Below are 15,060 nucleotides of genomic sequence, written 5' to 3'. Positions count from 1 at the left end.
GCATTTACAGACGATGATGGAAAGTGTTCAACTTTTTTAGGTGTGAACACCTCGTAAAAACAAGTTGCTTGATAATCAACGGTTTACATGTTCATTATTTTGCTGCTAAAAACATAAACTACTGATAATCAGTACTTATTTTTTAGGTTTAGGCTAAACGCAACATTTTTGAACACCCGTTTTTTAAAAATTGAACACCTGGGAGATTTTAGCTTATCTCTACGTAATTCAAATCCTTGCCGAAGGTTTCCTTTAACTGGCTTAAGGATAACAGGGCTACTGCAGTAAGTATCCCCATCATGATATATCCCGATTTAATATACCCATACTTTGCATTGAAAGCATTAAATGCTACAGTTATAGGGATTAGTGAACCACGTACAAAGTTGGGTACCGTAGTGGTAACTGTTGAGCGGATATTGGTGCCGAATTGCTCAGACGCAATGGTAACAAACGTTGCCCAATAACCTACAGTACAACCCATGAAAAAGCTTAATACAGCAAATTTTTCGGGGGTAATACCGTAGCTGCTTAAGTAAAAGTGGACACTAATTAATGATATAACCAGAAATACGGCCATCGTTAGTTTACGCGATTTGGTAACCTGGGCCAGTAAGCCAGCCACAATATCACCAATGGCAATGCCTATGTAACTGTAAAAAATACCATCGCCCGGTTTGATCAGGGTTTTAGCCCCTAAAGCAGCCCCAAACTTATCCGAAAAGCTGATCAATACACCCACTACGTACCAAAGCGGTGCGCCTATCAGGATACAAAACAGGTATTTTTTTAAACGTTCCCAGTTGGTAAACAACATGAGCATGTTGCCTTTAGATACATCGCTGTTCTCCACATTTTTGAACATGCCCGATTCAAAAGTACCAACACGAAGCAGCAACAATAAAATTCCTAAGCCGCCGCCTACAAAGTAGGCATTACGCCAGCCAAATTTAGCTACGGCATAAGCAGCAGTAGCTCCAAACAAGCCAATAACAGCTACCATCATGGTTCCGTAACCCCGGTTTTCCTTGCTTAATGTTTCGCTAACCAGGGTAATACCGGCGCCAAGTTCGCCTGCAAGCCCCAGGCCTGCAATAAACCTTACTATGGCATAAGTATTTACATCATGAACAAGGCCGTTGGCAAAATTGGCAATGGAGTAAAGTAATATCGAACCAAAAAGCACCTTAATACGACCCAGTTTGTCACCGACAATGCCCCATATGATGCCGCCAAGCAACAGCCCAAACATCTGGATGCTGATAATGAACTGACCTTTATCAGTTATTTCCTGTGCATTTAAGCCGATATCTTTAAGGCTGGGGATGCGTACTATAGAAAAAACCAAAAGATCATATATATCAACAAAATAGCCCAGGGAAGCAACAAGTACCAAGAAAACAGCGTTCCTTGTGACTTTGGCATTAGTAGCATCGGTCATAGCGTGTAAAAATTGGTTGGCTAATGTAGGTGATTTATGAAGATAAAAACAAAAAAAATCGGCACAAAAAAACCCCTGTCATGACAGAGGTTTTGTAAGTAAGTTTTGCTCAATAATTTTATATATTTTATGCTTTTTTAACGTTTACTGCCTGTAATCCTTTTCTTCCTTCTTCCACATCATACGTGACGCTGTCATTATCTTTAATAGCATTTACACCGCCTTGCACGTCTTTAAAGTGTACAAAAAGATCCTTACCTTCTTCGGTAATAATAAAGCCGTAGCCTTTTTGTGTGTTAAACCATTTTACTTTTCCAGTTTTCATAATTATAATAATCGTAATAAAAAATTCGTGTTAAGATCAACTAAAACCAAACTGAAAACAAAATAGGCTTATTGGTTCAGAAGGAATAGATACCCTGCTTCCCTCAAATATATAAAATTATTAAATAAACCAAATAAAATTATTTATTTGGTTGTGGTGTCAGGCGCAAATAGGGCTTAACTGCAGTAAAACCCTTTGGAAATTTGGCAGGGATATCTTCAGTTTTAATCGCCGGCACTACTACCACGTCCTCCCCTTCTTTCCAGTCGACAGGTGTTGCCACGCTGTAATTGGCGGTTAACTGCAATGAGTCAATAACCCTTAAAATTTCCTGGAAGTTACGGCCGGTTGATGCAGGGTAAGTGATGATGAGCTTAACCAGCTTATCAGGACCTATAATAAATAATGAGCGCACTGTGGCATTTACCGAAGCATTTGGATGGATCATATCATAAGCTTCAGAAATTTTGCGGTCTTCATCGGCAATGATCGGGAAGTTAACTTCAACACCCTGTGTTTCGTTAATGTCCTGGATCCAGCCGTGGTGCGATTCAACCGAGTCAACACTAAGTGCCAATACTTTAACATTGCGTTTAGTGAACTCATCTTTTAAAGCGGCGGTTTTGCCAAGTTCAGTGGTACATACAGGTGTATAATCGCCAGGGTGCGAGAATAGCACGCCCCAGCTATCCCCTAAATATTCGTAAAAGTCAATTTCGCCTTCTGATGTTTTTGCTTTGAAGTTTGGCGCTTTATCGCCCAGTCTTAAACTCATGATGATAGATTTTTGATGGTAATTTAATACGACTAAGTTACTATACATTCATAAACAAATGCAAACAAACTTTAAATAATCGCATTATTTACGCCAACATTACAAAGGCTGTGTTGTTGAAGTTTGAAATTAATAACAGCTATCTATGAGTAAACACACCTATGATACCGGTATAATTGGCAATTGCGCCTTTTTAGCCCATATTAATAAAAACACCAATGTCGACTGGCTGTGCTGGCCCCGGTTCGACAGCACCTTTATTTTTGGCGGCCTGCTTGATAAAGATAAAGGCGGCGAATTCTCGATCCGCCCGGAAGGTGAATACACTACCAATCAACATTACCTGGAAAATACCAATATTTTAATTACGGAAATATGCCCTGCAAGCGGCGGAAAATACCGCATAACCGATTTTGCACCAAGATTTTACCAGCATCAGCGTTATTATAAACCATTAATGCTGATCAGGAAAATTGAGGTTATTGAGGGCTCCCCGCGCATCATTGTCAAATGCAAGCCGGTATCTGAATATGGCGCTGTTAAATTGAGTGTAAACCGTGGCAGCAATCATATCCAATATCTGGGTGGCGAAGAAAACATCCGCCTTACCACCAATATTCCCATAAGTTATGTTTTTGATGGACAGGCTTTTGTACTCAATGAAACCAAGTACCTGGCCATGACCTACGGCGAACCGCTTGAAGCGCCGCTCATCAGCACAGCTGATCGGTTTTTGGCCGAAACCGTGCAATACTGGCGTACATGGATCAAACACTCATCAATTGCTACTTATTTTCAGCCCTTTGTAATCCGCTCTGCTTTGGCCCTTAAAATACACCAGTATGAGGATACCGGTGCAATTATCGCCGCAAGCACCACAAGTCTGCCCGAATCGCCGGGAAGCGGCCGTAACTGGGATTATCGTTATTGCTGGCTGCGCGATACTTATTACGTAATAACCGCGCTAAACCACATTGGCCATTTTGAGGAGATGGAGAAGTATTTCGGCTATGTTACTGATATCACCTTTTCGGAAATGGAACGCTACCAGCCGCTATATGGCATCACTGGTAAAAAAGACCTTGTCGAAAATATCATGACTGATTTAGCAGGCTATATGGGCAACCAGCCGGTGCGGATTGGCAACCAGGCGTCTGAACACATTCAGAATGACATCTACGGCCAGGTATTGATCTCCCTGCTCCCATTATACACCGATCATCGTTTTGTTTTTTCGGAACGAAAAGATTCGGTTCACTGGATAGCCTTTCTGTTGAGTAAGATAGAGCATACCATTGATGAAAAAGATGCCGGCATCTGGGAGTTCAGGAATATGGCCAACATTCATTGTTACAGCAACCTGTTTCAATGGGCAGGCGCATCCGCTGCCGAAAAAATGGCGCGTACCATCCAAAACCAGGAGCTGATTGATAAGGCCATTTCTCTTAAAGAACGTGCGGCCGCGCATATCGAGAGCTGCTATGACCCGGTGCGCAAAGTTTACACCAACTCGGCCGGGAGCAGTAACCTTGACGCCAGCACTTTGCAATTGATTATGATGAACTATCTCGATCCAAATTCGCAGAAAGCGAAGGATCATTTAGTTGCATTAGAAAAAGAACTAAAGACACCTAATGGATTATTTTACAGGTATTTATATACAGACGATTTTGGTAAGCCTAAAACTACTTTCCTGATCTGCGCATTTTGGTATGTAGAAGCGCTGGCTGCTGTTGGTCGATTGGATGATGCCCAGCGCGAGTTTGGCAACCTGCTGCAATATTCCAATCACCTGTTGCTCTTTAGCGAAGATGTTGATGAGCGCGACGGAAGCCAGTGGGGTAATTTCCCCCAGGCTTACAGCCATGTAGGGTTGATGAACGCGGCGTACCGGATTGCCATGAAATTGGATAGGCCGATATTTTTGTAGGATTAATCTTCTCTTGCATAAATTGGTAGCAGATAAGACTTACGAAGTTTCTAAAACTTCGTAAGTCTGGATTAACCAATTCGGTGTTCACCTAAATAATTACCTGATCTCCACTACTCCATCCGCAACTTTTGGAAACATCTCTAACTGCCTGCCATCATGCCCCGGGATTATAAATTTAACATCACTGGCGAGCGTTTTCATTCGTTTCATCGCCTTTACATAGCCCTGGGGATCAAGCGTACCACCTTGCGAAGGTGGTACTAAATGTTCAAGGCTGTAATAGATCCAGATATTATCAGATGCCATTACTACCCTGTTTTTCCCGGTTTGTACCAGCACATATTGCGAATTGTAGGTATGCTTTGAACCGGTATAAACTTTTATACCTTTAATGATCTCTTTATTGTCGCTGTCTATCAGTTTGAGCCTGCCCGCCAAATTTAAATTAACGGTATTGATAACATCGCGCTTAGCATACCCCCCTGCCTCTCCCGCTTTTTGCCATGCTGCGCCTACAAAAAACTCATAATCCAGCTTTTGCATCCAAACCTTAGCTTTAGGGAAAAGACTTAAACCATCTATATGATCCCAATGAGGGTGGCTTAAAATAATATCGGTTATATCCTGGGGCTTTACACCAAGCTTTAAAAGCGCCGAGTCCGGGCGTTGATAGGTTTTAAGTTTAAATTCTTTGGCATCTTCGATATCGGGCAAAAAGCCGGCATCAACCAAAATGTTTTTGCCGTTGCTACCTTTGATAAGCCATACCATAAAATCAATTTTAACCGGCTCATTTTTGGGGCCGTTCAATGCCCAATCGCCCACTTTAAATGGATATCCCGATTCGGCGAATTTTACGGCATAAATTTTATAGACCGGGGTTTGCGCATAAATGATATGGCAACTAAGCATTAATGCAAAAACAAGCAGGCTGATTTTTTTCATAATAGGTTACATTATCGTGAACCGAATATAAAAAATGCCCGCGGCTAAACCGCAGGCATAAATAATTTTTAAATTAAACTAATAATACCTATTTGTCATCTCGCGCTCGTTTGCAACGAGTGCGTAACCTGGGTTTGCGTTTATAACGCCACTGGCGATGCAATCGCTAAGCCATATTAAGCGCTCGTTGCAAACGAGCGCAAGATTAAAACTATTCAACCCTACTTGTCTGCCGGTTCCTCAACCGGCGTATATTTAGCAAAACTGGTCAGCAATTTCCTAACCTCCGATGGTTTTAAATAAACCGACTAAACCTTACTTGTCCGCCGGTTCCTCAACCGGCGTATACTTAGCAAAACTGGTCAGCAATTTCCTAACCTCCGATGGGTTCCGCAGGTAAAACTTAGCTGCCGAAAGATTACTGCCGACTTTAATGGTAATAGCACTTTCGGGCAGCGCTTTAAAGATATCTTCGTCGGTATAGTCATCGCCGAAAGCTATAATGAAATCATAATCACGGCCTTCGGTAAGTGTTAAAGCGGCTTTACCCTTATTAATGTCCATATTCTTCACTTCCAGTACCTTATCCCCTGCCAGTAATTGTAACCCTTTATCGCTTGCAAGGTATTTAAGATTATTCATCAGCTCATTGGCCCTGAGCTCGCCAAGCCCGGCCTGGGCTTTACGGTAATGCCAAACCAGTGAATATGTTTTCTCTTCAATGAACGAGCCAGGTGTACGATCAACATAGGTTTCCAATATCGGATAAATATCATGCTTCCATTGATCGGTTAGTCCGCTTATTTTATGCCATAAAGTGCCGGGTTGCTTAAACCATGAACCATGTTCGGCAATAAGATAGATGTCGTTTTCCTTAAACCACTCGTCGAGGTTTTCATGCTTTCGCCCGCTAATCAAAACCAATTGATTTGCAGGATCTTCCGCAAGTTTATTGATGACATTGTACAACTCCTTATCGGGAGAGGCCTGATCGATATTGGATTTAAAATTTACCAGTGTTCCGTCATAATCCAAAAAGATAATGCGCTTTTTAGTTTTGATATAACGGTTAATAATACTTTGTTCGGTAGTGTTGCTCACGTGCCTGGCCTGCATGGAGCGCTGCATGAGTTTTACTTCTTTCAGCCTGTCCATAAAAATTTTAACCCAATGGGATGTGTTGAACTTTGCTACAAGCTGCCTCATCGGGATCATGCGCCGGCGCTGTTCCTCAAGCGGCATATTGATAGCCTGTAAAATGGCCCGGCAAACTTCCCCGGTATTATTAGGATTAACAATTATAGCATCTATAAGTTCTTTAGATGATCCTGCCATCTCACTCATAATTAATACGCCATCATTGTTTATCCGGCTGGCGACATACTCTTTGCTTACCAGGTTCATGCCATCGCGCATGGGTGTAACCAGGCAAACATCGGCCGAGTAGTAGAGTGCCGACAGGGTTTCGATAGGGAATGAGCGATAGTAATAGTGCACCGGGCTCCAGTCCATAGTACGATACAAAGCATTGATCTTCCCTACTTTTTTATCTATTTCATCCCGAAGGTGAGCGTATTGCGGTACCGTATCCCGGGATGGAACCACGATCATGTAAAGCGTAATTTGCTCAATACATTCCGGGCATTGTTCAAGCAGCAGCTCAAAAGCTTCCAGCCTTTGCAGGATCCCCTTGCTGTAGTCAAGCCTGTCTATAGAAAGGATCAGCTTTTTGTTCTGGAAATTCTCTTTAATAAGCTCAATCTGCTGTTTTACATCGTCCTGCAGCGGTAGCGATGAATACCTTTTTTCATCGATCCCCATCGGGAACGACTCGATAACAACGGAGCGCTCGCCATTGCTGATGATATTGGCACTGGATGTTACCGGCAGCAGGCGTGTAGCCGCACCTAAAAAGTGGCGCACATCATCAAATGTATGTAAACCGATCAGATCGGCGCCAAGCATTCCATCCAATAGTTCCGAACGCCATGGGATCAACCTGAACATTTCATTTGAAGGGAAAGGAATGTGGAGGAAAAAGCCGATGGAAACGTCCGGCAGCTCCTGCCTAACCAGGGCGGGTAATAATAGCAACTGGTAATCGTGGATCCAGATCACATCGCCGGGCTCGGCAATACTGAGGATCATATCCCTGAACTTTTTATTTACCGCTTTATAGTAATCCCAGTTTGATTGTTTGTAAGCAGCATAAGTTGAAGCGTAATAATGAAAAACGGGCCATAAAACCTCATTGCTGAAACCTTCGTAGTATTGGTTGATCTCTTCCTGATCTAAAAAAACAGGGATCAGGCTTAACTCTTTTAATTCTTTTGTAACCTGGTCTTTATCTTCCTGCTCAGCAACTTCTATTCCGGGCCAGCCTATCCATACATTATCGCCCTGTTTATATATTGAACCTAAACCGGTAGCTAATCCTCCCTCGCTCGGTGATGAATGGTATGCACCATCAGTTTTGGAAATTTTAACAGGCAAACGGTTTGATACAATTATTGTTTTCGACATATGAAGTAAATATTAATTAATATTTAAAAGACGAAAACACCCTTTTTGTTTTATGAAAAGAGGCTTTATGACATAAAAGTGTGATTTATAATCATAAAAAAAGCCGTCCTGATATTCGGGACGGCTTTCCATTGTTATAATTTTTCGGAGTTATTTTACTTGTTGGAAAAACTCGATGTTAGCTTGTTGAGTGATCCTTACCAAAACTTCGTGTTTGTCGTTTTTCAAGTCAACAAAATATGAAGTTGGCTCGATAGCGTCATTGATTGAAGTGTTAGCCTGGTAAACGATAACTTCGCCTACTTCGTAACCTTTGTAATCGCTGTTGATTTGTTTAAGGGCTTTTGCAGGGATAGCTTTGTTGTCAACACGTTGAGTTGTACCTAAAAATTCACCTTGTAGGTTGTAGAAAGCAGTTTTTTGAACGCCGTCAACAGTGAAAGTAGCTTTTTGAACGTTTTTGGTTACAGTCCAGTTAACGTTGGTAGCTTCAGCGAAGTCAGCAGTAAAGCCGTGTAATGCTACGTAAGAAACATTGGTACCACCATCTGATTTTTTGCCACCATCAGCGAAAGCGTTAACGGTAAATAAGGCTGCAGTTGCTATTGTTAAAAATATCTTTTTCATGTTCGTTTAAATTTTAAATCCTGCAACAAAAATACACTACACTTATCAATATTTAAAATTTTCTTAAACTTTTATGAATATTTAATAATTATAGCCTTTTATAGCCACAAAATTTAAATTTTATCAATAACCTTAGTGTATATTTTACAATATCTAAAAGAAAAAACGCCAATTAATGGCGTTTTTAGTTTGCTAAACCGATTTATGTTGTCATGAAAATGTCATTTAGCCATTATCTGCAAAGCCCGGGTACAAAGTCATGCCCCCGTCTGCAAAAATTGTGACACCGGTAATGTAATCCGACTCATCTGAAGCCAGCCAAACTGCCAGGTTTCCGATGTCAGCCGGCTGGCCTATCCGGTTGTAAGGGATGAGCGTCAATAATTTATCAAGAGCTTCCGGGGTTTCCCAAGCTTCCTTATTAATAGGTGTTTGTATAGCGCCTGGCCCTATCCCATTCACCCTGATCTTATGCGGGGCGAGCTCCTGTGCTATACTTTTCATAAACATCATAATACCGCCTTTGCTGGCCGCATAGTTTACATGCCCCGCCCAGGGAATTACTTCATGCACACTGCTCATACAGATAATTTTGCCCGCAGCTTTGCTTCCTCCTTCAACAACACCGCGTTTTATAAACTCTTTAGCAGCCTCCCGGGCACAAAGAAACTGACCGGTTAAGTTAATACTAATCACTTTATTCCAGTCGTCAAGCGTCATATCAACAAATCTGGCATCTTTTTGCAAACCGGCATTGTTTACCAAAATGTCAATAGTGCCATATTGCTTAAATATTTCGGCAAACATGGCTTTTACCTCTTCCTCATGGCTTACATCGGCCTGAAATGCAAATGCCTCGCCGCCTGTGGCCTTGATCTGGCTTACAACATCATCAGCGGCTGCTTTATTATGGGCATAATTAATCAGTAATTTGGCTCCGGCAGCGGCCATAGCTAATGCGACACCTTTGCCAATGCCGCTATCGGCACCGGTTACGAGGGCTGCTTGTCCTTTTAATAGTTGGGGAGTATTGCTCATAGATAAACGTTTTTGTGTTTAAGATAAGCAATGGAATTGAGAAGGGAATTGTTTTTGCCCGAACCGGTATTTATGTGATTATAGGATTACATAACCAAACAATTCTGATCCTGTAATCCTAAAAATCCGCCCCAATCCCGGTTCAGAGATTATAACGCTTTTATATAATCATGAAACAGGTACAGGGCTTTCTTCTTGTCTGCTGTTAAATCATAATCTATTTTAACCATCAGGTAGTCGATCAGGTCAAAGTCATCACGCATGGGTAGTTCTTTAAACAGATCTTCGCGATGATCAAGACCGTATTTTAGTGACTCGTTAAACTCGTCCATAAAATCCTGAGGGATAGGTTTATTAGCTATCCAGGCTGCAAAGGTGAATGGCAGACCTGTCATTTTTTGCCATTCTTCGGCCAGGTCGTAAACATATTTGTATTGCTGCTTTTTGCCGAAGGTACGGTCGCCTATTTGTACAAAGGCGGTTTGTTCATCTGCAGATTGGGCATAATCCGGCGCATTACTTACCTGTTTGGGGTTTACCAACCAGTGGTTTTTCAGCAGCACACGGGCAAGATTATTTGATGAGCGCGACTGCGGATCGAGTTGAATGGTAGTTACGTCCTTAATATCACTATTGCTGAAAATGAAAACGGAGTTTACCGCGCCTACGGCACCAATGCAGTAATCAGAGACAATTTCCCATTGCGGCAAACTCAGTGCTGCAGCAACCGGGATCAGACCGATATCAACCACGTCGTCAATAAGCTTTTGAGCACAATCTGACGGGATATCAAGGCTCAGGTCAATTTTATTAATGATGTCGGTATGTTGAATGCCGTATAAAAAGGGTTTGGTATTAGTGTAGCTTACTGCTGATATTCTGATCTTGTTCACAAATTCGCTATTTCTATTCTTCGGAATGTTTGAGATGTTCGGCATTGTTAAAGTCGATGATTTCGAATCTTTCGCCATTGTACGTTACCTTGTATAATACCAGGTTTTGGTGCGGAAAGGTATCCATTTCGGATAAGGGCTTACCGGTAAGGATACAAAGCAACAGTCGTAAAGCGCGACCGTGCATACAAATAAGCACGTTTTTTTCTTCGGGGTGGCTCATGATCACCTCCATGGCTTCGCGCTGGCGTACTTCAACCTCAAGCGGACTTTCGCCCCCTTCAAATTTACTGTCGAGCTTACCATCCAGCCAATCACGCATAATCTGCAGAAAAGCAGCTTTATTATCAGTAGTTGGCGACTGGCCTTCGTGAATGCCCCAGGCCAGCTCATCCAAACCCGGAAGCTTTTCATAAGATATCCCCAGATCAATAAAAGGCTGGATACTTTGCTGTGTGCGCTTTAATGCCGATATATAAATTTTATCGAACGGAACAGTTTTATAAGCCTCAAAAAACTGGCGGGCTTGTTTACGGCCTTCGTCATTTAAATCGGTATCAACCCCGCGGCCCTGTATAATACCAAGTTTGTTATACTCAGTTTGGCCGTGGCGTACTATATATAAGGTTTTTTGTACCATTTTCTTGAGCCCAAAGCTGAAAGCCGAAGGCTTAAAGCTTTTTTGCTTTTATCTATGCTAAATTTATTGCTTTGCTTTAAGCTTTCGGCCTTTGGCTTTCAGCTTAAAAAGCTTAATTAATTACCGGTAATTTGTAATACTGCGGTTTCGGTTCGTCGCCGAACACAAAGTTGGTATAATCCGTTACTACATTATATAATGTATCACGTTCAATAGGCTGGCGGCCTACATGTTTAATTAACTCTACCACTTGCTTGGTGCTCATACCTGGATGCTGCTCTTCGGCGCCGGCCATTGAATAGATTTTGGTGGTATCATCAAGCGTACCATCAATGTCGTCAACGCCGAAGTTAAGCGAAAGCTGTGCGGTAGTACGACTGATCATAGCCCAATAAGCTTTAATATGGTCGAAGTTATCCAGGTAGATGCGGGCTACGGCGTAGTTTCGCAAATCTTCAATTACCGAAACCTCGGGTACGTGCGACATCTGGTTATCCTTGTTACGGAACTTAAGCGGAATGAACGTCTGGAAACCGCCTGTTTTATCCTGCAATTGGCGTAAGCGTTCCATGTGGTCAACGCGGTGTTTATATGCTTCAATATGCCCGTAAAGCATGGTAGCGTTTGAACGGCCGCCAAGCTTGTGCCATTCTTCATGAATAGCCAGCCACTGATCGGCAGTACATTTATCTTTTGAGATCTGATCCCTGATTTCCGGGTCAAAAATTTCAGCGCCGCCGCCGGGGATAGAGTCCAAGCCAGCTTCCTTCATCAGGCGCATGCCTGTGGCGTAGTCAATTTTAGCTTTTTTAAAGATGTAGTGATATTCAACCGGGGTTAACGCTTTGATATGCAACTCCGGGCGATGCGCGCGGATGCGGGCGAAAAGTTCCTGGTAAAAAGGCACGTCATATTGCGGCAGCACACCACCTACAATGTGAACCTCAGTAACCGGTTCGCCATCATACTTGGTAACCATGTTGAACATTTCATCCATGGTGTACTCCCATCCTTCCGCCTTTTGTTTCAGCAGCCGCGAGTACGAACAAAATTTGCAGTCGTAAACGCAAAGATTGGTGGGCTCAATATGAAAATTACGGTTAAAATAAGTTTTATCGCCGTGGCGCTCCTCGCGGATGTAATTGGCTAAAGTGCCGAGATAGCCAAGTTCGCCCTGCTCATAAAGCAAAACGCCTTCATCAAAAGTGATGCGTTGTTTGTCAAGAACTTTTTGAGCAATATGCTTTAAATCAGCAGATAAATTCGGATCGTTAAGTAAAAACTGTAAATTATCTGAATTATGCATCAATTAAAAATTTGGTCAAAGGTACTAAAAAGCACAAAAGTTATATGCGTTATGACACATATCGGCCAAATTTCACAGTAAATTACAATAAAGTTACAGTGCCTTGATCTCGCTTATGGAAATCCCTGTTGAGCAATCATCCTGACAGCCGTTGGGCACATAGCTGGCGTTTGAGATCATGCCGTTGTTATTGGTTTCAAAATAAATGGTATTCTTTTTCTTATCTGTAGATAGCCATTCGTTCTTTGCTTTCTGGTAAACCTGGTCGAGGGTTATTGATGCAGCACCGGCGTCATGCTGGTTTAAAGAGTTTTTGTCCTCATGCCATTGTTCCCTGATAGCTTTAACAGGGGTCATATTAGCAGTTTTATACTTTAAAACATATGATAAACACCCGGCCAGCTAGGTTTAATATAATTTGCATAAGTATCATCCTGGTCACTGGAGGGAAGTAAAACCACCTTTCGATAAATTTTTAATTTCGTTTGCTCCCAATTGGCGGTGAACTCATATTGTTCCTGAATAGCTTTTAAAGCACGCGCTATAGTGCTTTGGCCTCCCCATGCTGTAATAAACAATTGGCCCGGTTTATCATCAAGTATCAGGGTTTTGATGAGGTCTGAACCTGGTGAATCTTTTGAAATATCACCATCAAATTCAATATTACCAATCCTGATTTTGCCTCTGAGTACATCAGGTGCAGGATAATTGAAATTATGAATTTTTAGATTGGCGTAAACATTTGCGTAGGTATACACAGCATCATGAATAAAATGCTCACCTTCACCCCACCGCCACGATTCACATGGGCACAAGTTTAATCCAAAGCGGGTATACTCCCGTCCCGGTACAAACCATTTGGTTCTTTTGCTATCTCCCTTCCAATGAAAAGCGCTGCTGGCATAAATCAATCCTTCAATTTCAACATCACTGCTATATAGCAGGAACCGAATAAGTGAATTATTATCATCCAATTCCGGATCTGCTGTAATTACGATGCGTGGTCTTGTTTCGTTGGGTAAGTTTTGAGCGTGCGCAAAGCCGTTAGTAGTAAAAAGAGCGATTAGCATAAATGCATATCGCCTCGGTTCGAAGCTAAAGTATTTTCCGTTTAAAATCATTGGCAGCGCTGGCTTATAATTTTATATCAAACAGATAGTTAAATATAAGCAAACCATCCGCTATGTTATAAAAAACAGCCTAATATGTATACAAAAATCCCGCTTGAGCAGAATTTTTGTATACTGGCGTGTATGGAAAAGTTTTAAATTGTAAATTACGTTTACTGCTGTTCCCTCAATGGTGCTTCGGCATGAAGATGATGTGTTTTTTGGATCAGAACGTGAGCTTCAGTTCTGTTATGCCCCGGAGGCGCTAAAAGCAAACTTGTTTTGGATAAACCCGACCATAAAGTTTGATTTTGAAATGCAATTGTACAGCCGCCGCGCCTCCTTTGCGAAATCATGCGGTTGATATCGCCAACACAAACCCAGGGATCATGCAATGTAACTCCCCATTTGGCATGGTCATGTGTTTCGGGCCAGGCCCAGTGTGCACCCATGAAACCTAAATTGATATACTTGATGTCAAAAGTTTTGTGAATGCCGTCGCTATCAGCGATAGGTGGAATAGGACCGCGGATCCAGGTTTCAATGTCTAAATCGTCGTTTAGGATAGGCCCTACCAATTCGTTCCAAAAATCTTTATTCCATTCCCGGTTCTTGGCTATAACTTTGAATGGCATACCGCCAATAGACTTTAAATCGATCGAGTCGCCCAGAGCGATCGGGTGGCTCGCCAAAGGCTGTGTCAGCGAATGCAACTCGGCAGTTGCGGGCAGGTTGGCGGTATTATGAAGATAGATTTGCGGCTCCTGGTGGTTCAGCATCTGTTTGGCAATAAGATTAGCGGTATCCAAATCCAATGAAATGCACAGGTAGGTTTGCCCGTATTTGGGAGTAGGATCTTTGATGGCACCAGGGTCTGCAAATTTCGGCCATGAGTGAAGTAACCAAAATGCAGTTTTAGATTCGGTATCAAATGCCAATACTCCCTTAGTATGCCCTTTGGTGCCATCATCATGTTTATTGGCACTTTCGGGCATCTCGTCATTATAAAGAACCCATCCGGTACTCGGAGCCGGTGATTTAATGTTTTTGAATACGGAGTCCATAGTCAGGTTGAGTGCTCCTTTATCGCCATTCAAAACATTGGGTGATTTTGTAATCGTCCTTTTTCGGGCGTCGGTATTGGCATCGATAGTTGAGTCGTAATAAACATATTCGTACCCTGTAGCTTTGTCATTACCCACACCTCCGTCAAGTTGCGGAACTTTGTAGATAAACCACCAGTCGACTGGTGCGCCGTTCTCATCAAGCGCAGAAATTTTCATAATTTTTTTGGTTAGGTTGAAAAATTGATTGATTAATTGCTTGCAGGCGTTGATGAGGTTTGCAATAAAGATAAAGTAATATCGTGCACAAATGACCACGTAATTTCACGGAATTTTCAGAAGAGTTTCCCGTATTTTTACGCATAAAACAATTAATAGATCAATAAAAATTTAAGGCAATCAGCTATAAAAAAACTCGCTGTCTGGTTAAGACAACGAGCT

The 15,060-nt window shown here is 42.1% G+C and carries 14 protein-coding genes; 1 reads left to right on the top strand and 13 read right to left on the bottom strand.

The features are described 5' to 3' along the window. Positions 1-208 precede the first annotated feature (208 nt). From BLP33_RS05275 to BLP33_RS05265, 3 genes are all read right to left on the bottom strand, one after another. The gene (locus BLP33_RS05275; protein WP_090525560.1) at positions 209-1,441 is read right to left on the bottom strand and encodes an MFS transporter; all 1,233 of its coding nucleotides are present in this window, start codon (positions 1,439-1,441) and stop codon (positions 209-211) included. 127 nt (positions 1,442-1,568) lie between these two features. Further along, on the bottom strand, positions 1,569-1,766 hold the full coding sequence (locus tag BLP33_RS05270) for a cold-shock protein (RefSeq protein ID WP_090525558.1): 198 nt from the start codon (positions 1,764-1,766) through the stop codon (positions 1,569-1,571). 139 nt (positions 1,767-1,905) lie between these two features. Further along, complete coding sequence (locus BLP33_RS05265) at positions 1,906-2,541, bottom strand: peroxiredoxin (RefSeq protein ID WP_090526222.1); 636 nt, start codon at positions 2,539-2,541, stop codon at positions 1,906-1,908. A 145-nt stretch (positions 2,542-2,686) separates the two neighbouring features. On the opposite strand from BLP33_RS05265, the gene BLP33_RS05260 reads away from it, so the two are divergent. After that, positions 2,687-4,471, top strand: a complete 1,785-nt coding sequence (locus BLP33_RS05260; RefSeq protein WP_090525556.1) for a glycoside hydrolase family 15 protein — start codon at positions 2,687-2,689, stop codon at positions 4,469-4,471. A gap of 99 nt (positions 4,472-4,570) precedes the next feature. Here the strand turns inward: BLP33_RS05260 and BLP33_RS05255 are convergent, their stop codons facing one another. From BLP33_RS05255 to BLP33_RS05210, 10 genes are all read right to left on the bottom strand, one after another. Further along, positions 4,571-5,419 (bottom strand): N-acyl homoserine lactonase family protein, encoded by an 849-nt coding sequence (locus BLP33_RS05255; RefSeq protein WP_090525554.1) that lies wholly within the window; start codon positions 5,417-5,419, stop codon positions 4,571-4,573. A 315-nt stretch (positions 5,420-5,734) separates the two neighbouring features. Continuing rightward, positions 5,735-7,942, bottom strand: coding sequence for a bifunctional alpha,alpha-trehalose-phosphate synthase (UDP-forming)/trehalose-phosphatase (locus BLP33_RS05250; RefSeq protein ID WP_090525552.1), 2,208 nt, complete (start codon positions 7,940-7,942; stop codon positions 5,735-5,737). 150 nt (positions 7,943-8,092) lie between these two features. Continuing rightward, entirely contained in the window at positions 8,093-8,569 is a 477-nt protein-coding gene (locus tag BLP33_RS05245; RefSeq protein ID WP_090525550.1) for a hypothetical protein, read from the bottom strand. Positions 8,570-8,794: 225 nt separating this feature from the next. After that, a complete protein-coding gene (locus BLP33_RS05240) occupies positions 8,795-9,607 on the bottom strand; it encodes an SDR family oxidoreductase (protein ID WP_090525549.1) in 813 nt (270 codons plus the stop codon). A 149-nt stretch (positions 9,608-9,756) separates the two neighbouring features. Continuing rightward, positions 9,757-10,545: a menaquinone biosynthetic enzyme MqnA/MqnD family protein gene (locus BLP33_RS05235; RefSeq protein ID WP_254780059.1), complete on the bottom strand. Its 789-nt coding sequence runs from the start codon at positions 10,543-10,545 to the stop codon at positions 9,757-9,759. Beyond that, positions 10,514-11,140: a histidine phosphatase family protein gene (locus BLP33_RS05230; protein ID WP_090525547.1), complete on the bottom strand. Its 627-nt coding sequence runs from the start codon at positions 11,138-11,140 to the stop codon at positions 10,514-10,516. Before BLP33_RS05230 ends, BLP33_RS05235 begins: the two co-directional genes overlap by 32 nt. Positions 11,141-11,252: 112 nt before the next feature. After that, positions 11,253-12,446 (bottom strand): aminofutalosine synthase MqnE, encoded by a 1,194-nt coding sequence (mqnE, locus tag BLP33_RS05225; protein ID WP_090525545.1) that lies wholly within the window; start codon positions 12,444-12,446, stop codon positions 11,253-11,255. A gap of 93 nt (positions 12,447-12,539) precedes the next feature. Next, positions 12,540-12,803 (bottom strand): hypothetical protein, encoded by a 264-nt coding sequence (locus tag BLP33_RS05220; protein WP_090525543.1) that lies wholly within the window; start codon positions 12,801-12,803, stop codon positions 12,540-12,542. A gap of 17 nt (positions 12,804-12,820) precedes the next feature. Next, on the bottom strand, positions 12,821-13,516 hold the full coding sequence (locus tag BLP33_RS05215; RefSeq protein WP_090526220.1) for a nucleoside hydrolase-like domain-containing protein: 696 nt from the start codon (positions 13,514-13,516) through the stop codon (positions 12,821-12,823). Between the two features lie 212 nt (positions 13,517-13,728). Continuing rightward, a complete protein-coding gene (locus BLP33_RS05210) occupies positions 13,729-14,838 on the bottom strand; it encodes a deoxyribonuclease II family protein (RefSeq protein ID WP_090525541.1) in 1,110 nt (369 codons plus the stop codon). Positions 14,839-15,060 lie beyond the last annotated feature (222 nt).

The organism is Mucilaginibacter sp. NFR10 (genome assembly GCF_900100445.1).
GTDB classification, from domain to species: Bacteria; Bacteroidota; Bacteroidia; order Sphingobacteriales; family Sphingobacteriaceae; genus Mucilaginibacter; species Mucilaginibacter rubeus.
Note: the sequence above shows the minus strand (reverse complement) of the source record. Positions and strands in the feature narration are given on the sequence as shown.

Bases quoted from the DNA above. Each gene is read 5' to 3' on its own strand.
- BLP33_RS05275 (WP_090525560.1), bottom strand. From the start codon at position 1,441: ATGACCGATGCTACTAATGCCAAAGTCACAAGGAACGCTGTTTTCTTG.
- BLP33_RS05270 (WP_090525558.1), bottom strand. From the start codon at position 1,766: ATGAAAACTGGAAAAGTAAAATGGTTTAACACACAAAAAGGCTACGGC.
- BLP33_RS05265 (WP_090526222.1), bottom strand. From the start codon at position 2,541: ATGAGTTTAAGACTGGGCGATAAAGCGCCAAACTTCAAAGCAAAAACA.
- BLP33_RS05260 (WP_090525556.1), top strand. From the start codon at position 2,687: ATGAGTAAACACACCTATGATACCGGTATAATTGGCAATTGCGCCTTT.
- BLP33_RS05255 (WP_090525554.1), bottom strand. From the start codon at position 5,419: ATGAAAAAAATCAGCCTGCTTGTTTTTGCATTAATGCTTAGTTGCCAT.
- BLP33_RS05250 (WP_090525552.1), bottom strand. From the start codon at position 7,942: ATGTCGAAAACAATAATTGTATCAAACCGTTTGCCTGTTAAAATTTCC.
- BLP33_RS05245 (WP_090525550.1), bottom strand. From the start codon at position 8,569: ATGAAAAAGATATTTTTAACAATAGCAACTGCAGCCTTATTTACCGTT.
- BLP33_RS05240 (WP_090525549.1), bottom strand. From the start codon at position 9,607: ATGAGCAATACTCCCCAACTATTAAAAGGACAAGCAGCCCTCGTAACC.
- BLP33_RS05235 (WP_254780059.1), bottom strand. From the start codon at position 10,545: ATGCCGAACATCTCAAACATTCCGAAGAATAGAAATAGCGAATTTGTG.
- BLP33_RS05230 (WP_090525547.1), bottom strand. From the start codon at position 11,140: ATGGTACAAAAAACCTTATATATAGTACGCCACGGCCAAACTGAGTAT.
- mqnE (WP_090525545.1), bottom strand. From the start codon at position 12,446: ATGCATAATTCAGATAATTTACAGTTTTTACTTAACGATCCGAATTTA.
- BLP33_RS05220 (WP_090525543.1), bottom strand. From the start codon at position 12,803: ATGACCCCTGTTAAAGCTATCAGGGAACAATGGCATGAGGACAAAAAC.
- BLP33_RS05215 (WP_090526220.1), bottom strand. From the start codon at position 13,516: ATGCTAATCGCTCTTTTTACTACTAACGGCTTTGCGCACGCTCAAAAC.
- BLP33_RS05210 (WP_090525541.1), bottom strand. From the start codon at position 14,838: ATGAAAATTTCTGCGCTTGATGAGAACGGCGCACCAGTCGACTGGTGG.